The sequence below is a fragment of the Amycolatopsis sp. NPDC004169 genome (genome assembly GCF_040610315.1).
GTDB lineage: Bacteria > Actinomycetota > Actinomycetes > Mycobacteriales > Pseudonocardiaceae > Amycolatopsis.
Map to the genome: position 1 here is coordinate 57,141 of NZ_JBEXMD010000026.1, position 25,598 is coordinate 82,738.

6 protein-coding genes are annotated in these 25,598 nt (G+C 74.1%); all 6 read right to left on the reverse strand.

Translation table 11 applies throughout. From position 1 onward, the window contains the following. Positions 1-2 precede the first annotated feature (2 nt). Positions 3-18,347 carry a type I polyketide synthase gene (locus tag ABZX11_RS30235; protein WP_354919227.1) on the reverse strand — a complete coding sequence of 6,115 codons (18,345 nt, stop codon included), beginning with the start codon at positions 18,345-18,347 and terminating at the stop codon, positions 3-5. A gap of 138 nt (positions 18,348-18,485) precedes the next feature. After that, positions 18,486-20,027, reverse strand: a complete 1,542-nt coding sequence (locus ABZX11_RS30240) for a long-chain fatty acid--CoA ligase (RefSeq protein ID WP_354919230.1) — start codon at positions 20,025-20,027, stop codon at positions 18,486-18,488. After that, positions 20,024-21,313 (reverse strand): 5-aminolevulinate synthase, encoded by a 1,290-nt coding sequence (hemA, locus tag ABZX11_RS30245; protein ID WP_176172658.1) that lies wholly within the window; start codon positions 21,311-21,313, stop codon positions 20,024-20,026. The genes ABZX11_RS30240 and hemA overlap by 4 nt, the downstream gene beginning before the upstream one ends. A 52-nt stretch (positions 21,314-21,365) precedes the next feature. Next, positions 21,366-22,937: a long-chain fatty acid--CoA ligase gene (locus ABZX11_RS30250; protein ID WP_354919233.1), complete on the reverse strand. Its 1,572-nt coding sequence runs from the start codon at positions 22,935-22,937 to the stop codon at positions 21,366-21,368. Between the two features lie 248 nt (positions 22,938-23,185). After that, positions 23,186-23,746 carry a hypothetical protein gene (locus ABZX11_RS30255; RefSeq protein WP_176172660.1) on the reverse strand — a complete coding sequence of 187 codons (561 nt, stop codon included), beginning with the start codon at positions 23,744-23,746 and terminating at the stop codon, positions 23,186-23,188. A 1-nt stretch (position 23,747) separates the two neighbouring features. Continuing rightward, positions 23,748-25,598 (reverse strand): DEAD/DEAH box helicase, encoded by a 1,851-nt coding sequence (locus ABZX11_RS30260; protein ID WP_354919236.1) that lies wholly within the window; start codon positions 25,596-25,598, stop codon positions 23,748-23,750.

Consider the following 25,598-nt stretch of genomic DNA (forward strand, 5'->3'; position numbering starts at 1 on the left):
GCCTACCTGCCGAGTTCGTTGTCGAGTACCGCGAAGAGGTCGTCGTCGGTTTCCAGCTCGAGGGCCACGGCGGTGGGCCCGCCGTCCACCGTCCGGAGCAGCCCGCGCAGCCGCGCGGCGACCGTTTCCGCGTCGGGGGTGTCCGGGCCGGCGAGCACGGCTTCCAGCGCGTCCAGTGCGTGCCGGACGGGGTCCGGCTTCTCGCCGGCCAGCCGGCTCCGGAGGTACGCGGCCAGCGCCTCGGTGGTCGGGTGGTCGAACACGAGCGTGCTGGGCAGCCGCAGCTCGGTGGCCGCGGTGAGCCGGTTGCGGAGCTCGACCGCGGTGAGCGAGTCGAGGCCCAGGTCCAGCAGGCCGCGCCGGACGTCGATCGTCCGCGGCGCCGGGTGGGCCAGCACCAGCCCGACCTGCTCCTGCACGAAGGACAGCAGCAGGGCGTCCTGCTCCGCCTCCGCCAGGCCCGCCAGCCGCTGGGCCAGCGGGAGTTCCGCCGCGACGGCCGGCCGGGTGGTCCGCTGTCCGGTCCGCACCAGGCCGCGGAACAGCTCGGGCAGCGCGTCCCCGAGGGCCCGCAGCGCGGCGAGGTCGAGGGCCACCGGCGCGAGCACCGGCCGGGCACCCGGGTTGACGGACATGGCCAGGTCCAGCGCCGCGAGAGCCTGGTCGTCGGGCATCGGCAGCACGCCGCCCCGCAGCAGCCGGGCCCGGTCGGCGTCCCCGAGGGCCGCCGCCATCCCGGCCTCCCACATGCCCCACGCCAGGGACACCGCGGGCAGGCCCGCGCCGCGGCGGTGCTCGGCCAGCGCGTCCAGGAAGGTGTTGCCCGCGGCATAGCCGGCCTGCCCGGCGTTGCCCACCAGCCCGGCCACCGAGGAGAAGAGCACGAACGCGGTCAGATCCAGCCCGGCGGTCAGCTCGTGCAGGTGCCAGGCCGCTTCGACCTTCGGCCGCAGGACGCGGGCGAGGCTCTCCTGGCTCAGACCCTCCACAGTGGAGTCTTCGACGACGCCGGCCGCGTGCACCACCGCGGTGAGCGGGTGCTCGGCCGGGACCGAAGCGAGCAGCCCGGCCAGCGCGGCCCGGTCGGCCACGTCGCAGGCCGCGACCCGCACCTCGGCGCCCAGCGCCGTCAGTTCGGCGACCAGGTCCTCCGCGCCGCCGCGGCGGCTGGTCAGCAGCAACCGGCGGGCGCCGTGGCCGGTCACCAGGTGCCGGGCGACCAGGCCGCCGAGCGCGCCCGTGCCGCCGGTGACCAGCACCGTGTGGTCCGGGTCGAACCGGGTGCCGGAGCCTTCGGCGGGCACCTTGGCCAGCCGGGTCACCCAGGCCTGGCCCCCGCGCAGTTCGAGCTGGGGCCGGGGATCCGCCAGGGCCGCCCGCAGCGCGTCACCCGCGAGCGGGCCGTCGGCGAGCACGTGCTGGAACCGGCCCGGGTGTTCCGACGCGGCCGTCCGGATCAGCCCGGACAGCGCACTGTGCCCCAGTTCCCCGGTGCCGAGCACGGCCAGCCGCGACCCGGACAGTGCCTCGGTGGCGAGCCACTGCCGCACCACCGCCAGCACTTCGCCGGTGACCTGGCCCGTCTCCTGCGGGGTCGACGGCCGGACCGGCAGCACGACCACGTCGGGCACGGCCGCCGCCGTCAGGGCGGCGAGGTCGGAGTGGCACTCGGCGCCGAGGCCCAGGTCGTCCGAGCCCAGCACCGCGATCGTCGGGGCTCCCGCGGCGGGGAGGTCCACCGCGGTGCGCTCCACCGCGTACACCGACGGAGCGGTGGGGCCGGCCGGCAGGGCGCGCAGCGCGAGCGACTCGACGGTGGCGACCGGCGTTCCCGTCTCGTCGGCGATGTGCACCGAGACGGCACCGTCCGGACCGGCCGAAAGCTTCACCCGCAGGGAGCCCGCCGGGCTTCCGGACAGCTGTACCCCGGAGAAGGCGAAGGGCAGCCGGACCTCCGGCTGGTCCTCCAGGAGCAGCGCGTGCAGCGAGGCGTCGAACAGCGCCGGGTGCAGGACGAACCCGTCGGTCTCGACGGAAGCCCTTACCTCGGCGTAGAAGTCGCCACCCGATCGCCAAGCCGCCTGGAGGCCCTGGAACGCCGGGCCGTACGTGTAGCCGCGGTCGGCGAGGCGGTCGTAGAGGTCGTCGACCGGCTGCGGTTCGGCCCCGGACGGCGGCCACGACCCGAGCTCCGGGTCCGGGCCGACGGGGAGAGCGGGCACCACGCTTCCGGTGGCGTGCCGGTTCCAGCCGTCGCCGTCCCGGTCACCCCGGGAGTGGACGGCCACCGGACGGCGGCCGCCGTCGTCGGGGCTGCCCACGGTGATCTGCAGCTGGAGTGCCCCGGTTGCGGGCAGCACCAGGGGTTCCTGCAGGACCAGCTCCTCCAGCCGGGCGCAGCCGGCCGCGGCGCCCGCGTGCAGGGCGAGCTCCACCAGTGCGGTTCCCGGCAGGAGCAGGGTGCCGGCGACGACGTGGTCGGCGAACCACGGGTGGCTGCGGGCCGAGACCCGGCCGGTGAACAGGACGCCGTCGGAGTCCGCGAGCGGAACTCCGGCGCCGAGCAGCGGGTGCCGCGCGGAGTCCAGGCCGGCCGAGGTGACGTCGCCGCCGCCGGAGCCGTCGGTGAGCCAGAAGTGCCGTCGCTGGAACGGGTACGTCGGCAGGTCCGCGCCCGGGCCGTCCGCACCGAAGAAGCCGGGCCAGTCCACCGGGACACCCCGGACGTGGGCGGTGGCCAGTGCGGTGACCGCGGTGTGCGGTTCGGGACGCCCGTCGCGCAGCACCGGGACCAGCAGCGCGGTCGCGTCGAGGAAGTCCTGCCCCAGCGCGCTGAGCACGCCGTCCGGGCCCAGCTCCAGGAACGTCCGGACGCCTTCGGCCTCGAGCGAACGGGCGGCGTCCAGGAAGCGCACCGGCTCCCGGACGTGGCGGACCCAGTACTCCACCGTGGTCAGTTCCTCGGCGGCCGGCTTCCCGGTCAATGCCGACACGATCGGGATGGCGGGCGGGGCGAGGGCGAACTCCTTCACCACCGCGTGGAAGTCGTCCAGCATCGCGTCCATGTGCGGGGAGTGGAACGCGTGGCTGACGCGCAGCCGCTTCGTGCGCCGCCCCCGCGCGGTGAGCTCCGCGCCGGCCGCTTCGACGGCGGCCGTGTCGCCCGAGAGCACCACGGACGCAGGGCCGTTGACGGCGGCGATGTCCAGCCGGCCCTCCCGCCCGTCGAGCAGGGCCAGCACCTCCTCCTCGCCGGCCTCGACGGCGAGCATCGTGCCGCCGCCGGGCAGGGCCTGCATCAGCCGGCCGCGGGCCGCGACCAGCTTCGCCGCGTCCGCCGCGGAAAGGACGCCGGCGACGTGCGCGGCGGCCAGCTCGCCGATGGAGTGCCCGGCGAGGAAGTCCGGCCGGAGCCCCCAGCTTTCGAGGAGCCGGTAGAGCGCCACCTCGGTGGCGAACAACGCGGCCTGGGCGAAATCGGTCCGGTTCAGCAGCTCGGCGTCCGCGCCCCACAGGACGTCGAGCAGCGGCCGCTCCAGCCACTGGTCGAGCTCGGCGCAGACGGCGTCCAGGGCTTCGGCGTACGCCGGGTAGGCGGCGGACAGCTCCCGGCCCATGCCGAGCCGCTGGCTGCCCTGGCCGGTGAAGAGGAACGCGGTCCGGCCGGCCACCGGCGTGCCCCGCACGCCCGGGGCCGCGAGGTCCCGGACGGCGTCCGGGACGGTGGCCGCCACGACCACCGCGCGGTGCGGCAGGGCGGCGCGCCCGGTGGCCAGGGTCCGGCCCGCCGCGGCCAGGTCCTCCGGCGTGGCCCCGGCGAGGGCCGCGCCGATCCGCTCGGCCTGCGCCGGCACGGCCGCTTCGGTGTGCGCGGACAGGACCAGCGGCACGACCGGCATCGGCCGGGACGGCGGCACCGGCTCGGCGGCCGGTGGCTGCTCGACGATGACGTGGGCGTTGGTGCCGCTGATGCCGAAGGAGGAGACACCCGCCCGGCGCGGCCGCCCGGACTCCGGCCACGGCGTCGCCGCGGTGAGCAGCTCGACCTGACCGGCGGACCAGTCCACGTGCGGGCTGGGCTCGTCGATGTGCAGGCTCTTCGGCACGACCCCGTGCCGCATCGCCATGACCATCTTGATCACGCCGGCCACCCCGGCCGCCGCCTGGGAGTGCCCGATGTTCGACTTCAGCGAGCCCATCAGGAAAGCCGACGGGCGCTCCCGGCCGTAGGTGGCGAGCACCGCCTGGGCCTCGATCGGGTCGCCGAGGGTGGTGCCGGTGCCGTGGGCTTCGAGCGCGTCGACGTCCGCGGCGGTCAGGCCCGCGTTGGTCAGCGCCTGCCGGATCACCCGCTCCTGCGAGGGGCCGTTGGGCGCGGTGAGGCCGTTGCTAGCGCCGTCGGAGTTGACCGCGGTGCCACGGAGCACGCCGAGGATCCGGCGGCCGTGACGCCGGGCGTCGGAAAGCTTTTCCAGCAGCAGGATTCCGGCACCTTCGGCCCAGGCGGTCCCGTCCGCCCGGCCGGCGAAGGGCTTGCACCGGCCGTCCGGGGCCAGCCCGCGCTGCCTGCTGAACTCGACGAACATCCGCGGCGTGGCCAGGACGGTCACGCCGCCGGCCAATGCCAGCCGGCATTCGCCGTTGCGGAGTGCCTGCGCGGCGAGGTGCATCGAGACCAGCGAGGAGGAGCAGGCGGTGTCGACGGTGATCGCCGGCCCCTGCAGGCCGAAGGTGTAAGCGACCCGGCCGGAGGCGACGCTGACCGTGCTGCCGACCGAGAGGTAGCCCTCCATGGCCTCGGGGGCGTCCTGCAGCCGTCCCGCGTAGTCGTTCGCCATCACGCCGGCGAACACCCCGGTATCGCTGCCCTTGAGCGAGGCCGGGTCGATGCCCGCGCGCTCGAACGCCTCCCAGCAGATCTCCAGCAGCAGCCGCTGCTGCGGGTCGACGGCGGTGGCTTCGCGGGCGCTCACCCCGAAGAACTCGGGGTCGAACCGCGTTGCCCCGTCGAGGAATCCGCCGTGCCGGGTGTAGGAGGTGCCGGCGTGGTCCGGGTCCTCGTCGTACAGGTTGTCCAGGTCCCAGCCGCGGTCGGCGGGGAACGGCCCGATGGCGTCCCGCTCTTCGGACAGCAGCGCCCACAGCTCTTCCGGCGAGCTGACGTCACCCGGGTAGCGGCAGGCCATCGCCACGATCGCGATCGGCTCGTCCGCCGCGGCAGCGACCGGTTCCGCGACCGCCGCCGCGGGGGCGGCCCCGAGGAGCCCGGTCCGCAGGAAGGCGGCCAGCTCGGCCGTGGACGGGTGGTCGAACACGACCGTCGCGGGCAGCTTCAGCCCGGACGCCGCGTTCAGCCGGTTGCGCAGTTCCACCGACTTGAGCGAGTCGAAGCCGAGGTCGTTGAACGCACGGTCCGGGGACACCTCGGCCCCGCCGGTGTACCCCAGCACCGAGGCCACCGCGTCCCGGACCAGCTCCAGCAGGACGCGGTCCTGCTCCGGGCGGGGCAGGACGGCCAGCCGCTCCGGCAGCGGGCTTTCCGCGGCCCGCTCCCCGGCGGCCGACCGGCGGGCCGGGGGCACCAGCCCGGAGAAGAGCGCGGGCAGCGTGCCCTCGTCGCGCTGCCGCCGCAGGGCGGTGTGGTCCAGCGGGGCCGGGACGAGCACCGGCCGCCCGGTCGCCAGAGCGGCGTCGAACAACGCCGTCCCCTGCTCGCTGCCGATCGCGGCGATCCCGCTCCGGGCCAGCCGGGCCAGGTCGGCGTCGGTCAGGTGGGCCGTCATCCCGCTGTCGTCGGCCCACAGGCCCCAGGCGAGCGACGTCCCCGGCAGGCCCAGCGCCCGGCGGTGCACGGCGAGGGCGTCGAGGTAGGTGTTGGCCGCCGCGTAGTTGGCCTGTCCCGCAGTGCCGACCGTGCCGGCCAGCGAGGAGAACAGGACGAACGCGGCCAGGTCGAGGCCGGCGGTGAGCTCGTGCAGGTGCCGGGCGGCGTCGACCTTGGGCCGCAGCACCGCGTCCAGCTGCCCGGGCGTGAGCGCCGGCAGCGTGCCGTCGTCGAGCACGCCCGCGGTGTGGAGCACCGCGGTGAGCGGGTGCTCGGCGGGGACGTCCGCCAGTACCGCGGCGAGCGCGGCGCGGTCGGCCGTGTCGCAGGCGGCCACCGAAACCCCGGCCCCGTGGGCGATGAGCTCGGCTTCCAGTTCCAGCGTGCCCGGGGCCTCCCGCCCGCGGCGGCTGACCAGCAGCAGGTGCCGCACGCCGTGTTCGGCGACGAGGTGGCGGGCGAACAGCCGGCCCAGGGTGCCGGTCGCGCCGGTGATGAGCACGGTGCCGTCGGGGTCGAGGGCCGGCGTGGCCGCACCCGCCGCCGGTGCCTTGACCAGCCTGGGGACGAACAGCGTGCCGTCCCGGAAGCTCACCTGGGCGTCCGGGACCGCCAGCGCGCGGCCCAGCTCGGCCTCGGTGAGCTCGCGGTCCGCCACGTCCACCAGGCCGAACCGGCCGGGGTTCTCGGCCATCGCGGTCCGCACCAGCCCCCAGACGGGCGCCGAGGCGAGACCGGTCTCCGTGCGGGCGGTGGTCGCGTCCCGGGTCAGGAAGACCAGCCGTGAGCCTTCGAACCGCTCGTCGGCCAGCCAGTCCTGCGCCAGCCGCAGGGCGCGGTGGGCCACGGCACGAGGACCGTCCGCCGCGTCGACGGGCACCACGACGAACGGGGGCACGTCGACGATGTCCGGCAGGGCCGCGTAGGTCCCCGCGGGGGCCGGCCGGCCGTGGCCGCGCACCGCCCACCGGGTACTCGCCGGGCCGTCCGGGGCGGCCGTCCACGCCACTTCGAGCAGCGGGGGCTCCGGGGTGGTCCGGCCGGTCAGCTGCGCCGGGTCGACCGGCCGCAGGTTGAGCGATTCCACCGTGGCGATCGGGGCACCGGTGGGGTCGGCGAGGGAGAGCCTGGTGCCCGAGCCGTCCGGGGTGAGCCGCACCCGCAGCGCGGTGGCGTGCGCCGCGTGGAGCCGGACGCCGGTCCACGCGAACGGCAGCACCAGCCTGCCGTTTCCGGCCAGCGCCAACGGGTGCAGCGCGGCGTCGAGCAACGCGGGGTGGATGCCGAACTCGCCCGGTGCGACGTCCTCCGGCAGGGCGACTTCGGCGAACATCTCGTCGCCGTCCCGCCACAGCGCGCGCAGCCCCTGGAAGGCAGGGCCGTACTGGAAGCCCCGCTCGGCCAGCGTTTCGTAGCCTGCCGACAGGTCGACCGGTTCGGCACCGGCGGGCGGCCAGGCCGTCGCGTCCGGCAGCTCGGTACCCGCCTGCGCGCGGCAGAGCGTTCCGGTGGCGTGCAGCACCCACGGGCCGGGCGGCGCGTCGGCGTTCTCCGGCTCCGGCCGGGAATGGATCGACAGGGCACGCCTGCCCTCCTCGTCCGGCGCGTCGACGACGACCTGCAGCTGCACCCCGCCGCGGCCCGCGAGGACCAGCGGGGCCTGCAGCATCAGCTCGTCGAGCCGGTCGAGCCCGGTGTGGTCGCCCGCGCGGACGGCGAGGTCGACGAAGGCACTCGCCGGCAGCAGCACCGTGCCCGCGACGGCGTGGTCGGCCAGCCACGGCTGCGCGGCCGCGGCGATCCGTCCACTGAGGACGATCTTGTCCTCGTCGGCCGTCCGGAGCACAGCACCGATGAGCGGGTGGCTTTCGGCGGTCAGCCCGAGGCCGCCCGCGTCCCCGGCGAGCGGCGGGCCGTCGAGCCAGTGGCGCTGCCGCTGGAAGGGGTACGTCGGCAGGTCGACCGGGACGGCGGGGCCGCCGGTCACCGCCGCCCAGTCGACCGCCACGCCGGCGACGTGCGCCTCGGCGACCGAAGCCAGGAACCGGCCCCGGCCACCCTCGTCGCGGCGCAGCGAACCGACGACGACGGCGTCGCCCACTCCGGCCGCGTCGGCGGTGTCGGCGAGGGCCGAGGTGAGCACCGGGTGGGCACTGACCTCGACGAACACCCGGTACCCGGCACTGAGCAGCGCCCGGGTGGCCTCTTCCAGCCGGACGGTCTGCCGGAGGTTGCGGAACCAGTACCCGGCGTCGAGCTCGGCGCCGTCCAGCGGCTGCCCGGTGACGGTGGAGAAGAACTCGACGGTGCCGGGACGCGGCGAGACGCCGGCCACCAGCTCCCGCAGCTCGGCTTCCAGCACGTCGACGTGGGCCGAGTGGGAGGCGTAGTCGACCGGGATCGCGCGGGCCCGGGTGCCGTGGGCCTTGCTGTGCGCGACGAGCTCGGCCAGCGCCTCCGGGTCACCGGAGACGACCGTGCTCGCCGGGCCGTTGTGCGCGGCGATGTCGATCGCGCCGTCCCAGCGGGCGATGAGCTCGCGCACCTCGCCCGCCGGCAGCGCCACCGACACCATCCCGCCCGTGCCGACCAGCCGCACGATCGCCCGGCTGCGCAGCGCGACGAGCTTCGCCGCGTCCTCGAGCGACAGCACCCCGGCGACCACGGCCGCCGCGATCTCGCCCTGCGAGTGACCGGCCACCGCGTCCGGCTCGATGCCCACCGAGCGCCACAACGCCGCCAGCGACACCATCACGGCCCACAACGCGGGCTGCACGACGTCCACCCGGTCGAGACCGGGCGCACCGGCCACACCGCGCAGGACGTCCAGCAGCGACCAGCCGGTGTGGGGCGCCAGCGCCTGGGCGCACTCCGCCAGCCGCGAGGCGAACACCGGGGCGGCATCGACCAGCTCCAGCGCCATCCCCGGCCACTGCGAACCCTGGCCGGGGAAGACGAACACCGTCTTGCCCGCACCGGAAGCCGTGCCCTGCACCAGGTTCGGCGCGGACCGCCCGGAGGCCAGCGCCTCGAGACCCGCCAGCAGATCGTCGCGGTCGGCACCCGACACAGCCGCCCGGACCGGGAGGTGCGGGACGCGCGTTGCCAGCGTCGAAGCGACCGCCGCCGGCGTCACGTCCGGGGAAGCCAGGAGGCCGCGGATCTGCTCGGCCCTGGCCGCCAGCGCCGCCTCGCTCCGGGCGGACACGACCACCGGAAGCCCCGCCGCGTCCGGCGTCCCGGCCACGACCGCCGGCCCCTGTTCCAGGACCACGTGCGCGTTCGTGCCGCTGATCCCGAACGAAGACACCGACGCGCGGCGGGGACGGTCCCGCTCGGGCCACTCCCGAGCCTGCGTCAGCAGCTGCACCGTGCCCGCCGACCAATCGACCTCGGGGGACGGCTCGGCCACGTGCAGGGTCGACGGCAGCTCGCCGTGGCGCATCGCCATCAGCATCTTGATGATGCCCGCGACGCCGGCCGCGGCCTGCGTGTGCCCGATGTTCGACTTGATCGAGCCGAGCCACAGCGGCTGCTCGCCGGACCGCTCCCGGCCGTAGGTGGCCAGCAGGGCCTGCGCCTCGATCGGGTCGCCCAGCCGGGTGCCCGTACCGTGCGCTTCCACGGCGTCCACTTCGGACGCCGCCAGGCCCGCGTTGGCGAGCGCCTGCCGGATCACCCGCTGCTGCGCCGGGCCGTTCGGGGCGGTGAGGCCGTTGCTCGCCCCGTCCTGGTTCACCGCCGAGCCGCGGATCACGCCCAGGACGTGGTGTCCGTTGCGCTGCGCGTCCGACAACCGCTCCAGCACCAGCACGCCCGCGCCCTCGGCCCAGCCCGTGCCGTCCGCCGACGACGAGAACGCCTTGCACCGGCCGTCCGGCGACAGCCCGCGCTGGCGGGAGAACTCGATGAACGTGTTCGGCGTCGACATCACCGTCACGCCGCCGGCGAGCGCCATCGAGCACTCGCCGCGGCGCAGGGCCTGGGCCGCCAGGTGCACCGCGACCAGCGACGACGAGCACGCCGTGTCCAGCGTGACCGCCGGGCCTTCGAGGCCGAAGGTGTAGGCCACCCGGCCCGAGAGGACGCTCGAGATCGTGCCGGTCAGCAGGTGCCCCTCGAAGCCCTCGGGCGCACTGCCCAGCCGCGAGCCGTAGTCGTTGTACATCACGCCCGCGTACACGCCGGTCGCAGAGCCGCGCAGCGAAGCCGGGTCGATGCCGCCCCGCTCCAGCGCCTCCCACGCGACCTCCAGCAGCACCCGCTGCTGCGGGTCCGTCGCCACCGCCTCACGCGGGCTCAGCCCGAAGAACTCGGCGTCGAAATCCGCGGCGTCGTAGAGGAAACCGCCGCGGCGGGTGGACGACTTGCCGGTCTTGTCGGGGTCCGGGTCGAAGAGCCCGTCGACGTCCCAGCCGCGGTCCTCGGGGAACTCGCCGGTCGCGTCGCGGCCCTCGGCCACCAGCCGCCACAGCTCTTCCGGCGAACCGGCCCCGCCCGGGTACCGGCAGCCCATGCCGACCACGGCGATCGGCTCGTCCGCCACCGCGTCGTGGGCGGCCACCACCGGGACGCCTGCCGATCCGGCGCCGCCGAGCCGCTCCAGCAGGAAGTCCGCCACGGCGGCCGGCGACGGGCAGTCGAACACCAGGGTGGCGGGCAGCCGCAGCCCCGTGGTTTCACCGAGCCGGTTGCGGAACTCGACGCCGGTCAGCGAGTCGAAGCCGGCGTCCTTGAACGCCCGGCCCGGGTCGACGTCGACCGCGGCGCCGTGCCCGAGCACGAGGGCGACGGTCTCGCGGACGGTGTCGAGCACGGCCTGCGCCCGGTCGTCCGCGGCGGCCATCCGCTGCGGCCAGGACGAGCCGGTGGCGGCGACGGCACCGGCCGCCGTCCGCCGTCGCACCCGGACCAGACCGGAGTACAGGCCGGGCAGGCCGGCCCCCTCGGCCAGGGTGCGCAGCGCGCCCAGGTCCAGCTCGACCGGGACCAGCAGCGGCTCCGGCGAACCCAGGGCGGCATCGAACAGTGCCATGCCCGCTTCCGGGCCCAGCGGGCGAATCCCGCTGCGCTGCCACCGGGCGACGTCCGCGTCGCCCAGGCTGCCCGCCATGCCTTCGGTGCTGTCCCACAGGCCCCAGGCGAGCGAGGTGGCCGGCAGGTCCTGCGCCCGGCGGTGCTGCGCGAGGGCGTCCAGGAAGGTGTTGGCGGCCGCGTAGTTCGCTTGACCGGCGTTGCCCACGAGCCCCGCGATGGACGAGAAGACGACGAAGGCGGACAAGGTGCTTTCACGCGTGAGCCGGTGCAGGTTCCACGCCGCGTCCACCTTGGGCCGCAGCACCTGCTCCAGGTGGTCCGCCGTCAACGAGCCGATGGTCGCGTCGGCCAGCACGCCCGCCGTGTGCACCACGGCGGTCAGCGGGTGCTCGGCCGGGACCCCGGCCAGCAAAGCGGCCAGTGCGGCGGCATCCGCCACGTCGCACGCGGCCACCGAAGCCCGCGCACCCAGTTCCGCCAGCTCCGCCACGAACTCCGCGGCACCCGGCGTCTCGGCGCCGCGGCGGCTCACCAGCAGCAGGTGCCGCGCACCGTGCCGTTCGACCAGGCGCCGGGCCACCAGCCGGCCCAGCGTGCCCAGGCCACCGGTCACCAGGACGGTGCCCTCGGGGGCCAGGCCCGCGAACTCGGCCGCCGAGGCCGTCGCCCGCGCCAGCCTCGGCACGAACAGCTCGCCGCCGCGCACCGCGACCTCGGGCTCGCCCGACGCCAGCACCGCCGGGAGCGCCGCCGCACCGGTTTCGTCCAGGTGCGCCAGGACCAGCCGGCCCGGGTGCTCGGACTGGGCCGTGCGGATCAGGCCGGTGAGCGCGGCGGTGGGCAGCGCGCCGTCCGGCAGCGTGACGACCAGGCGGCTCCCGGCGAACTGCGGGGCGGTCAGCCACTCCTGCACGGCTGCCAGGCCGCGTGCCGCCGTCGTGTGGGTCTGCGGCAGCACATCGGGCGCAGCACCGGCCGCCAGTTCGTGGCCGTCGATGACGACGAACTCCGGCGCCGGACGGCCCGCGTCGACGGCGGCGCGCAGCGCGTCGAGATCGGTGTGCGGTGCCTCGCCCGAGCGGACCCACTGCTGCTCGCCGACGGACTCGGCCGCGGGCACGGCCTCCCACGCCACCCGGTACAGGGACTCCGTGGCCGGGCCGGCCGGAGCGAGCTGGTCACGGCTGATCGGCAGCAGGGCGACGGCGTCGATCGTCGCCACCGGTGCGCCGGCGCCGTCCGCGACGACCAGGCGCGCGGTGTCCTGGCCCGTGTGGGTCCAGCGGACGCGGAGCACGGTGGCACCGACCGCGTGCACGGCGAAGCCGGTGAACGAGAACGGCAGGCGGATCGTGCGGTCGTCCTGCGCCCCTTCGAGGACCAGGACCAACGGGTGCAGCGCGGCGTCGAGCAGTGCGGGGTGCACACCGAACCGGCCGGCTTCGTCGTGCAGCCTGCCGGGCAGCACGACCTCGGCGAAGAGGTCGTCACCGGCCCGCCAGGCCGCGCGGAGCCCGGAGAAGGCCGGCCCGTAGTTGTAGCCGAGGTCGTCGAGGCGGTCGTAGACGCCCTCGAGCGGGATGGCGACGCCGCCGGCCGGTGGCCACTGGTCCAGGGACACCCCGGGTGCGGGGGCGGCGGCCGTGAGCAGGCCGGCCGCGTGGGCGGTCCACTGCTCGCCGTCGGTGCTCGAGTACACCGTGAACCGGCGGTCGCCGCCCGGACCGGCCGGGTCGACGGTCAGCCGGAGCGAGACGGTGCCGGCCAGGCTGAGCGGGGTCTGGAGGGTGAGCTCTTCGACGGCGGCGCAGCCGAGCTGTTCGGCCGCCTGTCCGGCCAGTTCGAGGAACAGGGTGCCCGGGACCAGGATCGTCCCGCCGATCGCGTGGTCGGCCAGCCAGGGGTGCGCCGTCAGCGACAGCGACCCGGAGAACTGGACCCCGGCGCCGTCCGGCTCCGCGATCACCGCGGCCAGCAGCGGGTGGTCCACCGCCGTCAGGCCCAGGCTGCTCGCGTCACCGGACCTGGGGGCGGTCAGCCAGTAGCGCTCACGCTGGAACGCGTAGGTGGGCAGGTCCACCACACCGGTGCCGGGCAGGAACCCCGTCCAGTCCACGTCCACGCCGTGCGCGTGCACCGCGCCCAAGGCGGTGAGGAGGGACCGCTTCTCGCTACGGTCCTTGCGCAGCACCGGAACCACGACGACACCCTCGGCCAGACATTCACTCGCCAGACCCGCCAGCGTCCCGTCGGGGCCCAGCTCGATGAAGGCCGTCACGCCGAGACCGGCCAGCGTGGTGATGCCGTCGGCGAACCGCACGGCCGACCGGGCCTGCACCGCCCAGTACTCCGCCGTGAACTCCTCGACCACCTCACCGGTCACGTTCGAAACGACCGGGATCCGCGGAGCCGAATACGTCAGCTCCCGCGCCACCTCGGTCAACTCCGCCAGCATCCCGTCCAGGTGTGCGGAATGGAACGCATGACTCACCTTCAACCGGGTCGCCTTCACACCCTCCGCACGAGCCAGCTCCAGAACTTCGAGCACCGCGGCCTCGTCACCCGAGATCACCGTGCTCGCCGGGCTGTTGACTCCGGCAATGTCCACATCGGACCGACCGGCGAGCCACCCGGCGACCCGTTCTTCGCCCGCGTTCAGGGCCACCATCGCGCCGCCGTCGGCCACCGCGTCCATCAGCCGGGCCCGCGCGCACACCAGGCGCGCCGCGTCCTCGAGCGACAGCACGCCCGCCACGTGGGCGGCCGCCAGCTCGCCGACCGAATGCCCGACCAGGTAGTCCGGCGTCACCCCGTGGTGGGCCAGCAGCCGGAACAACGCGACCTCGATCGCGAACAACGCGGGCTGGGTGAACGCCGTCCGCTGAAGCAGCTCCGGCTCACCCCCGATGACGTCGGCGAGAGAACGATCCAAATGTACGTCAAGGGCCGCAACGACTTCGTCGAACGCCGCCGCGAACACCGGTTCGCCCGCATACAGTTCACGGCCCATCCCGACGCGCTGGCTGCCCTGCCCGGAGAACAGGAACGCCACCGAACCGGCCGAGACGGCCTCGCCCGGCGTCAGCGTCCGCAGCCCGGCCAGGAGTTCTTCGCGGGTCTCCCCCACGAGCACCGCGCGGTGGCCGAACCGGGCCCGCGCCCCGGCCAGTGACCGGCCCACGGCCACGACGTCCAGCTCCGGCCGCTCCGCCACGAACGGCACCAGCCGGGCCGCCTGCTCGGCCAGGGCGGCACGCGACTTGCCCGACAGCACCCACGGCACCGGACCGGTCGACGCCGTCACCGGAGCTTCGGTCTCGGCGACCTGCTCGACGACGAGGTGCGCGTTGGTCCCGCTGATGCCGAACGACGAGATGGCCGCCCGGCGCGGGCGGTCCAGCTCCGGCCACGCCTGCGCCCGCGTCAGCAGCTCCACCTTGCCCGCGGACCAGTCGACGTGCGACGTCGGCTCGGCCACGTGCAGCGTCGCCGGGAGAACACCGTGGCGCAGGGCCATCACCATCTTGATCACACCGGCAACGCCCGCCGCGGCCTGCGTGTGCCCGATGTTCGACTTCAGCGACCCGAGCCGGAGCGGCTCCTCGCGGTCCTGGCCGTAGGTGGCCAGCAAAGCCTCCGCCTCGATCGGGTCGCCGAGGCGGGTGCCCGTGCCGTGCGCCTCCACGACGTCCACATCGGACGCCGAAAGCCGCGCGTTCGCCAGCGCGGTCCGGATGACCCGCTCCTGCGACGGACCGTTCGGGGCGGTGAGCCCGTTGCTCGCGCCGTCCTGGTTCACCGCGGAGCCGCGGATCACGGCCAGCACGCGGTGCCCGTTGCGCTGGGCGTCCGACAGCCGTTCCAGCACCAGCACGCCGACACCCTCGGCCCAGCCGGTACCGTCGGCCGACGACGAGAACGCCTTGCACCGCCCGTCCGGCGACAGCCCCCGCTGCCGGGCGAACTCGACGAACATGCCGGGCGTCGCCATCACCGACGCGCCACCGGCCAGCGCCATCGTGCACTCGCCCTGCCGCAGCGCCTGGGCCGCCAGGTGCAGCGCGACCAGCGACGACGAACAGGCGGTGTCGACCGTCACCGCCGGGCCTTCCAGGCCGAACGTGTAGGCCAGCCGTCCCGACGCGATGCTGGCGGAGTTGCCGGTCAGCAGGTAGCCGTCGTGGCCGCCGGACGACTCGTGCAGCCGCGGCCCGTACTCCTGTGCCGTCGCGCCGACGTACACGCCGGTGCGGGTGCCGCGCAGCACGGCCGGGTCGATACCCGCGTGCTCGAACGCCTCCCAGCCCGTCTCCAGCAGCAGCCGCTGCTGCGGGTCCATTGCCGCCGCTTCACGCGGGCTGATGCCGAAGAACCCGGCGTCGAACCGGTCCGCGTCGTGCAGGAACCCGCCCTGGGTGGTGTAAGTGGTCCCGGTGCTGTCCGGGGCGAAGAGCGCGTCGAGGTCCCAGCCGCGGTTGGCCGGGAAGCCGCCGACCGCGTCGACCTCGCCGTCGACCAGCCGCCACAGGTCGTCCGGGGAGGCGACCCCGCCGGGCAGCCGGCAGGCCATGCCCACGATCGCGATCGGCTCACCCGGGGCGACGGCCTCGGGGGTGTCGTCGCCGCGGCCCTGGTCCAGGCCGCCGAGGTGACCGGCGAGGATGGCCGGGGTCGGGAAGTTGAAGAGGAGGCCGGAGGGCAGCGGAAGCCCGGTGGCCGCGGTCAGCGCGTTGCGGAGTTCGACCGCCGCGAGGGAGTCGAACCCGAGGTCCTTGAACGTCGTGTCGACGTCGACGTCCTGGGCGGAGCCGTGGCCCAGGACGGCCGCCACGTGCGCGCGCACCAGGTCCAGGCGGTCGCCGCGCGGCGCGGGCCGCTCCGGCTCGGCCGCCGCACCGTCCAGCCAATAACGCCGGCGCTGGAAGGCGTAGGTGGGCAGGTCCGCCAGAGCCGAGCCCGGCAGGAATCCCGTCCAGTCCACGTCCACGCCGTGCGCGTGCACCGCGCCCAGGGCAGCGAGGAACGACCGCTGTTCGGCCCGGTCCTTGCGCAGCACCGGGACCACGACGACACCCTCGGCCAGGCACTCGCCCGCCAGACCCGCCAACGTCCCGTCGGGACCGAGTTCGACGAACGCCGTCACGCCGAGACCGGCCAACGCGGCAACCCCGTCGGCGAACCGCACGGCCGACCGGGCCTGCACCGCCCAGTACTCCGCCGTGAACTCCTCGACCACCTCACCGGTCACGTTCGACACCACGGGAATCCGCGGCGGCGAATAGGTCAGCTCCCGTGCGACCTCGGTCAACTCCGCCAGCATCCCGTCCAGATGCGCGGAGTGAAACGCGTGACTCACCTTCAGCCGAGTCGCCTTCACACCCTCCGCACGAGCCAGCTCCAAGACTTCGAGCACGGCCGGCTCGTCACCCGAGATCACCGTGTTCCCCGGACTGTTGAACCCGGCGACGTCCACGCCCGGCCGCAGCCACCCCGAAACCCGTTCTTCGCCCGCGTTCAGGGCCACCATCGCCCCGCCTGCGGTCACCGCACCCATCAACCGCGCCCGCGCGCACACCAGACGCGCAGCGTCCTCGAGGGACAGCACACCAGCGACGTGAGCCGCCGCCAGCTCCCCCACCGAATGCCCCACGAGATAGTCCGGGGTCACCCCGTGGTGGGCCAGCAGGCGGAACAACGCGACCTCGATCGCGAACAACGCCGGTTGCGTGAACTCCGTCCGTCCCAACAGCTCCGGCTCGCCCTCGATCACGTCGGCGAGGGATCGATCCAGATGGACGTCAAGCGCCGCAACGACTTCGTCGAACGCCGCCGCGAACACCGGCTCCGCCGCGCACAGCTCACGGCCCATGCCCACCCGCTGGCTGCCCTGCCCGGAGAACAGGAACGCCACCGAACCGGCCGCCACGCGACCCGACACCACATCGGCGGCGGGGAGCCCCGTGGCCAACGCCCCAGCACCCGCGAGCAGCTCCTCACGGGTCTCCCCCACGACCACCGCCCGGTGGTCGAAGCGGGCCCGGGACACCGCGAGCGCACGGCCCACCGCCGTGACATCCAGCTCCGGCCGCTCCTCCAGGAACGAAACCAGCCGCCGCGCCTGACCGGCCACGGCCTCGGCCGAACGACCCGACAGCACCCACGGCACCGCACCCGGGTCCGACCCGGCACCGGGCAGCGGCGCCGGCTCGGCCGTCCAGCCGGAAAGCACGACGTGGCAGTTGGTCCCGCCCATGCCGAACGAGCTGACCCCGGCGTAGAGCGGCTCGTCCGGCCGCGGCCACGGCCCGGCGTCCCGCTGGACGGCGAGCTTCCACTCGTCGAACGCGATGTCCGGGTTGGGGGTCTCGAAGTTCAGGCTGGGCACCAGTTCGCGGTGGTGGAGGCAGAGCGCCGCCTTCAGCAGGCCGACGATGCCTGCCGCCCCTTCGAGATGCCCGACGTTGGTCTTCACGGAGCCGACGCGCAGCTCGGCCCCGGTCCCGCGGCCGTCGCCGAGCACCGCGCCCAGCGCCGACGCCTCGATCGGGTCGCCCAGCTTGGTGCCCGTGCCGTGCAGTTCGACGTACTGCACCCGGTCCGCGGCCACCCCGGCGCGCTCGTACGCCTGGCGCAGGACGTCCTGCTGGCCGGCCGGGCTCGGCACGGTGAGGCCCTCGGTCGTGCCGTCGTTGTTCATCGCGCTGCCGTGCAGCACGCAGTAGACCGGGTCGCCGTCCGCCACGGCGGCGGACAGCGGCTTGAGCACCACGAACCCGCCGCCCTCACCGCGGACGTAACCGTTCGCCCGCGCGTCGAAGGTGAAGCTGAGGCCGTCCGGCGAGAGCGCACCGAACCGCTCCGCGCCGATCGTGCTGTCCGGCACGAGGTTCAGGTTCACGCCGCCGGCGATGGCCAGCTCGGACTCGCCGCGGCGCAGGCTTTCGGCGGCCAGGTGCACGGCGACCAGCGAGGAGGACTGGCCGGTGTCCACGGCCGCGCTGGGGCCGTGCAGGCCCAGGGTGTAGGAGATCCGGTTGGCGACGACCCCGCGGTTGAGCCCGGTCAGGGTGTGGCGGGTGATGCCGTCGATCCCCCGCTGGTGCGTCAGAGCGGCGTAGTCGTCGGCGATGATGCCGACGAAGACCCCGGTCCGGCTTTCGGCCAGCGAAGCCGGGACGATCCTGGCGTCCTCCAAGGCTTCCCAAGCGAGCTCGAGCATCAGCCGCTGCTGCGGGTCCATCGCCGACGCCTCGCGCGGGCTGATGCCGAAGAAGGCCGCGTCGAACCCGCTGACGTCCTCGAGGTAGCCGCCCGGCCGGGAGGGCAGTCCGGGACGGTTCGCCGGCGGCGCGCCGATCGCGCTGCGGCCTTCGCGCAGCAGCTGCCACAGCCGGGCGGGGTTCTCCGCCTGCGGCAGCCGGCAGGAGAGCCCGACGACGGCGATCGCCTCGGTCGATGTCGACGTGTCCGCTTGGAATTCCACCATGGTCGAGCTGCCCTACCCCTGTTGTCACGTACGAAGCCTGAGCGCAGGCGTAGCACCCGCAGCGGTGCTGCGGGCGCTACGCCGTTGTGCTGTTCCGATTGCTCGGCGGAGGTCGCGGGGGCACCGCCGGGGTTCCCGCTACGCGACGGTCGTCGCCGCGTATTCCGCGACGAGCACCCGCTTGAGCACCTTTCCGCTGGACCCCGTCGGGAGTGCGTCGGTGAACTCGATCCGACGGGGGTACTTGTAGGCGGCGAGCCGCTGCTTGGTCCATTCGACGAGCTCCCCGGCCGAGCTGCCGGTGACGTCCTGCGGCCGGGACGGCACCACGACCGCCCAGACCTCCTCCCCGAGCACCGGGTGCGGGACGCCGATCACCGCCACCTGCGCCACGGCCGGGTGCCCGGCGAGCAGCTCCTCGATCTCGCGCGGGTAGACGTTGTAGCCGCCCCGCAGGATCAGGTCCTTCTTCCGGCCGACGACCGCGAGGTAGCCGTCGTCGTCCAGCCGGCCGAGGTCGCCGGTGCGGAACCAGCCGTCGCGCAGCACCTCGGCGGTGAGGTCCGGGCGGCCGAGGTAGCCGGCCATCACGCTCGGCCCGCGCACCACGATCTCGCCCACCTCGCCGACGGGCAGGAGCTCGACCGCCTCGGCGTTCGGCTGCGCGATCCCGACGACGACACCGTTGATCGGCACCCCGACCGTGCCGGGCCGGAACGCCACGCCCGGGTAGTGGTAGGCCACGCTGCAGGACAGCTCGGTCGCCCCGTAGCCCTCGTACACCGGGCACCCGAACACGGTCCGGACCTCTTCGAGGGTCTGGGCCGGGAGCGGCGAACCCCCGCTGTACACGCGGTCGAGCCGGGGCACCGGCCCGCCCTGCGCCACGGCGTCGAGCAGCCCGAAGTACATCGTCGGCACCCCCATGAACACCGTGCACCGGTGTTCCGCCATCAGGTCGAGGGCCTCCCGGCCGGAGAACTTCGACATCAGGACGAGGGTGATCCCGGCGCGGAAACCGGTGAGCATGACGCAGATCTGCCCGAAGCTGTGCGCCAGCGGCAGGCAGGCCAGCAGCACGTCGTCGCCACGGAACACGTACGGCGTGGCGACCATCCTCTCGACGTTGTAGAGGATGTTCCGGTGGGTGAGCATGACGCCCTTGGGCGCCCCGGTCGTGCCGGACGTGTAGAACACGACCGCGACGTCGTCGGGCGCCGGCTCGGCGAGGTCCTCGAGCGGCGCGGTGTCCCCCGCGGCGGCCACCAGGTCGACGGTGCCCGCGGGCCCGGGGCCGACGGTGAACAACGCCGTGCCGCGCGGCCCCGCCGCCTCGCTCGCCCGGGCGAGCAAGGAGGCGGAGCAGACCAGGACCGGCGCGTCGGCGTCGGTCAGCACGTGCCCGACCTCCGCCGCGGTCGACAGGACGTTCAGCGGGATCGCGACCGCACCGGCCGCCAGCACACCGAAGTAGACCGCGGGGAACTGCGGGGTGTCGACCAGGAGCAGGACGACCCGGTCCCCCGGCCGCACCCCGTTTGCCCGCAGCACGGCGGCGTACCGCCGGGCCCGGTCCCACAGCCACTCGTAGCTGACGGTCCCGGACTCGTGCACCACGGCGGGGTGGCCGGGCCGCTGTGCCGCCGTCTCGGCCAGCACGCCGGCGACTGACCTGGTCATCGCGGCAGCAGTCCGGCTTTCGCGGCGGTGCGGGCGCCGTCGCCGCGGAACTCCGAGGTCAGCCAGTCCCGCGCGCTCGCGGTCGGGATGCCGAGCTCCGTCCAGATGCCGTGCAGGGCGTCGGCGAAGCTTTCGACCTCCTTCTGCTCGTGCACGGCGGACGGGGCGATCCGCAGGATCTCCCGGCCCGCGGGCACGCTGGGGGCGTTGATCGACTGGACGTAGATCCCGTGCCGCTCGAACAGCAGCCGGGACGCCCGCTTGCACAGCTCGTCGTCGCCGATGAAGGCCGAAACGATGTGCGAGTCCGTGGAAAGGAACGGGATGTCGGCCTCGACCAGCAGGCGGTGCAGCAGCTTCGCGTTCTCCGACAGCAGCTTCCGCTCGACGTCGGAGGACCGCAGGTACCGGACCGACGCCAGCCCGCCCGCCGCGATCGCCGGCGGCAGCGAGGTGGTGAAGACGAACGAGCGCGCGTAGGTCCGCACCGCGTCGACGAGGGCCGCCGGTCCGGTGATGTAGCCGCCGACCAGGCCGAAGCCCTTGGCCAGGGTGCCCATCACGACGGTGAACCGGTCGGCGATGCCCTCCCGCGCGGCGATCCCGGCGCCCTGCGGGCCGTACATGCCGACCGCGTGCACCTCGTCGATGAAGGTGGTGGCGCCGTACCGCTCCGCGATGTCGGCGATCTCGGCCAGCGGCGCGACGTTGCCGGACATGGAGTAGACCGTCTCCACGACGATGAGCTTCGGTCGCTCCGCGGGCGCGGCCGCGATCAGCTCTTCCAGGTGGGCGACGTCGTTGTGCCGGAAGACCTGCTTCTGCGCGCCGCTGTGCCGGAGGCCGTCGATGATCGAGGCGTGGTTCTTCGCGTCGGAGAAGACGATGGTGTCCTTCGGCATGCTCGCCAGCACGGTGAGGGCACCTTCGTTCGCGGTGTACCCCGAGGCGAACAGGAGCGCGGACTCCTTGCCGTGCAGGTCCGCGAGCTCGTTTTCCAGCAGGACGTGGTAGTGGTTGTTCCCGCCGATGTTGCGGGAACCGCCGGAGCCGACGCCGTGGACGTCGATGGTGGCCTGCACCGCGTCGATCACCTGGCGGTTCTGGCCCATGCCCAGGTAGTCGTTGCTGCACCAGACACTCACTTCCGAATCCACCCCGTCGCGCCGCGCGCTGGCCATGGGGTAGTTGCCGGAACGGCGGCCGATCTCCAGGAACTCGCGCTTGCTTTCCGCAAGGTCGTGCGCGGTCTGCCCGCTCAGGTAGGAATCCAGGTGGACGTTCATTCACTCGCCTTCTCGACGTAGCAGCTGGTTTTGGTGGGACGAACCGGAAAGGTCAGTGCCGGGCGGCCGCCGACCGCAGGATCACCTTGTCCGGCTTGCCGTTCCGGTTCATCGGCAGCACTTCCAGGACGTTGATCGTTTCCGGTACGTGGATCGGGGAGAACGCTTCGGCGATGCTCGCGCGGATGTCGTCCACGTCGACCGCCAGCGTGGGATCGCATTCGATGGCGGCGTGGATGTGCTCGCTGCCGTCCTCGTCGCGCACGCCGTAGACGGCGGCGTGGCGGACACCGGGGTGGGCCAGGATCTCCGACTCGACCACGATGGGGTGCACCTTGACGCCGTCGACCTTGATCACGTCGGCCACCCGGCCCAGCAGGGTCAGGTACCCGCGCTCGTCGAGGCAGCCGATGTCCCCGGTGAAGTACCAGCCGTCCCGCAGCACCCGGGCGGTGAGCTCCGGGTCGCCGAGGTAGCCGTCCATCGTCTGCGGCGTGCGCACGCGCACCTCGCCGATCTCGCCCGCGGCCAGCGGCGCACCCGATTCCGAGTTGCAGACGACGACCTGCACCTCGGGGAAGGGCCGCCCGACGGTGCCCGCGAGGTCCGGGTCGCCGTGCTGCAGCGGGGTCAGCGTGGTGATCCGGCCGGACTCGCTCGTGGCGTAGCCCTGCGCCAGCACCGGGCCGAAGAGCTCGAAGGCCTGCGCGATCCGGGCGGGCGCCGCGGGGCTGCCGCCGTAGACGATCCGCTTCAGCGAGGACAGGCCCGCGGCCGCCACCGCGGCCCGGTCGCCGATGCCCTGCTCCAGCAGGTGGTCGCTGAGCTGGAAGACGTGCGTCGTCGCCATGAACGTCCAGGTGATCTCCGGTTCCGCGGCGACGGTCTGCACGAAATTCGCGGCGTCGAAGCTTTCCTGCGCGTAGAGCGCCGAGCCCGAGGCGAGGACCGCGTCGGCCATCGGGGCGACGCCGTGGCTCAGCGGGGTCGACACCAGTAGCGACGTGCAGCCGGCTTCCCCGCCGAGGCCCTGCCACGCCCGGAGGGTGGCGTCCCACGCCCGGCCCGAAACCCGGATGCCCTTGGGCCGTCCCGTGCTGCCGCTGGTGAAGTTGATGAAGGCCAGCGCCTCGGAGTCCCACGCCGCGGCGTCCGGGACGTCGGCGCCTTCGCTGTGGCCGGCCTCGCCGCGCGTCACCGGAATGCCGTGGGCGGCCGCGATTTCCGTGGCCCGTTCCGCGCATTCGGCGTCGGTGAACACGGTCACGGCGCCGGTGTCCTGCAGGATCTGGATCTGCTGGTCCAGCGGCAGGACGGTGACCTTGGTGCCGGGGTTGGTGGTGCGCAGGTAGCACACGGCCCCGCCGAGCAGCTGGGTGGCGTACCGCGCGGTGAGCGTCTCGGGGCTGTTGGCGGCGACCAGGATCGCCACGACGTCGCCGCGGCCCACCCCGCGCTCGCGCAGCGCGAGGTAGGTGTCCGTCACCGACCGGATCAGGTCAGCACCGGTGAAAGCCGTGCCACGCCAATGGAAAACCTCGCGCCCGGGCTCGGCCGCGAACAGCGAGAGGATCTCCGAGACGTAGCTTTTGCTGGCACTCCACCAATGCCCGGACAGGCTCATGGGAACTTCCTTCGATTTCGCCGGCTACCGCGATGTCGTCAAACAAGCGGTTTTCATCTTCGCCGTGCGATCGAGGAGCGCGGGAGCTCGTTCGACGGGCTACAACGGAGTGCCGGAAGGCATCCCGGCCCGGGTAGCCGATCGGGGCGCCCTCTCGGGGTAGCCGATCGGCTACCCCGAGGGCCCGGGCGTCCCGGAACGAGGAAGGGGAATGCGTGCGGGTGCGTCGGTGCGAGCGGTGCGGCCGGTTACCCGGAGACGGTGAAGTACCCGGCCGGATCCAGCGCGGTGAGCGCGATCCACCGCTGCGGGGCCGCCGCCGCGGGCACCCGGGTGTTCTCCGAGGAGGCGTGGAAGAACTCCTGGACCTCGAGGGCGATCCGCGGGTCGTCGTCGACGCGCCGGGCCATCTCGTAGAAGACGGCGAGCACGTGGATGCACCGCCCGGTGTCGTCCGAGCAGGAGCAGTCGACGCCGGCGAGGACCGGCGCGGGCGGGTGGCCTGCCTCGGTGACCACGCGGTGCACCTCGTCGGTGAGGATGGGCCGCGCCCCGCACAGCTGGCCGGTGATCCCGGTGATCGTCTCGCGGGCCATCGGGGCCACCTCGATGCTGGTCACCGAGGTGGTGCGGCCGCGCTGGACGGTCCCGCGCACGGTGCGGCCGTCAATCGTGAGCTGCACGCCGCCGAGGCGCGCCAGCTTGCGGGCGCGGGGGAGCGCCGGGTTGGGCAGGGTCTGGCGCAGCGGCTGGGCCAGCCGGACCCAGTCCCGCCCCCACGCCGTGTAGCCGAAGTCGTCGTCGGGCACGTCAGCTGCTCCGCTTCCGGCGCAGGGTCGCGATCAGGCGGTCGTCGTCCAGCTTGGCCAGTTCGGCGACGCCGGACATGTCGGCGATGTCGGAGAGCGCCGACTTGCGCGAGTGCATGGCCGCGATGTGCTCCTCGACGGTGGTGTTGGTGGTCAGCGTGGTGACGGTCACCGTGCGGGTCTGCCCGATCCGGTGCACCCGGTCGGAGGCCTGCGCCTCCACGGCCGGGTTCCACCACCGGTCGAAGTGGATGACGTCGGCCGCGCGGGTGAGCGTGAGCCCGGTGCCGCCGGCCTTCAGGCTGAGCACCAGCACCTTCGGCCCGTCGTCGGCCTGGAAGCCGCGGACGATTTCGGCCCGCTGGTCGGAGTTCAGGCCGCCGTGGAAGAACGGGACGGACACCCCGAACTGCTCGCCGAAGTGCCGCACGAGCAGCTCACCGGTCTTCCGGTACTGGGTGAAGATCAAGGTCGGCGAACCGGTTTCGAGGTTGTTGGCCACGATGTCCGTGCACAGGTCGAGCTTGCCCGACCGCCCGGCCAGTTCCCCGGCGTCGGGGTCGTCGGCGTCGGCAGGCCCGCCGGCGACCAGGGTCGGGTGGTTGCAGACCTGCTTGAGCGCGGTCAGTGCCGCCAGCACCCGGGCCTGGCGCTGGGCGCCGCTGCCGAAGCCGTCGTCGATCGCCTGCTCCAGCACGCGGTCGTACCGCCGCTGCTGCTCTTCGGTGAGGTCGCAGATCAGGTCGGCGTGGATCTTGGGCGGCAGCGAGCCGGCGACCTGGGACTTCTTCCGCATCAGCACGACCGGCTCGATCACCCCGCGCAGCCGGGCCGCGGCGGCGACCGAGCCGTCCGCGATCGGCCGGATGAACCGGCGGCGGAACTGCGTCTTGTGCCCGAACAGCTGCGGTGCGACCAGGTTGAGCAGCGCCCAGAGTTCTTCGAGCCGGTTCTCGACGGGGGTTCCGGTCAGCGCGATCCGCGCGTCGGCCGCGATGGTCCGCGCGGCCTTCGACACCTGGGTGCGCGGGTTCTTCAGCACCTGGGCCTCGTCGAAGACCGCGGTGGCCCACTGGTGTTCCAGCAGGGCCGGGCCGTGCAGCCGCAGCGTCGGGTACCCGGTGAGCACCACGGTCCGCTCGGCGATGGCTTCCAGCGGCTCTCCCCGCCACGCCACCGCCTTCAGGTCCGGGGCGAAGCGCGCGATTTCGTGCGCCCAGTTGCCGACCAGTGAGGTGGGACAGACGACCAGCTGCGGGCCCGCGTCGGCGCGCCCGACGAGGTAGCCGATGGCCTGCAGCGTCTTGCCGAGCCCCATCTCGTCGGCGAGCACCGCGCCACCGTGGGCGTCGACGGCCTCGCGCAGCCAGCTCACCCCGCGGACCTGGTAGGGCCGCAGCTCGGCGGTCAACGCGGTGCGCAGTTCGGCCGCGACCTCGGTGGTGTGCCGGAACACGGCCGCCGCGTGCTCCGCCGACGTCACGGCGGTGCCGGTGGCGTCGGGTACGGCGTGCGCGGCGATCGGCAGGGCGGCGTCGCCGCCCGCGATCCGCGTGCGCCAGGCCTCGACCGACGCGCCGGGCGAGTCGAGGGGCGCGCCGGCGAGCTTGTCCGGCTCGATCAGCGCGCAGTCGACCTCGGCCACCTCGAACTTGGCGTGGTCGGGTGCCGGGACGACCAGGGCGAGCCGCTCGACGTCACCGACGGGCGGCGGTGCCCCGGGCGCCCGCGACGCCCAGTTCCACAGGGCGAACATGTGCCGGTCCAGCAGGTAGGTGGCCTGGCCCGCCACCTGGACACCGGCCGGGCTCGGCTCGGTTTCGCGCACTTCGGCGGCGGTCCGCACGGGCAC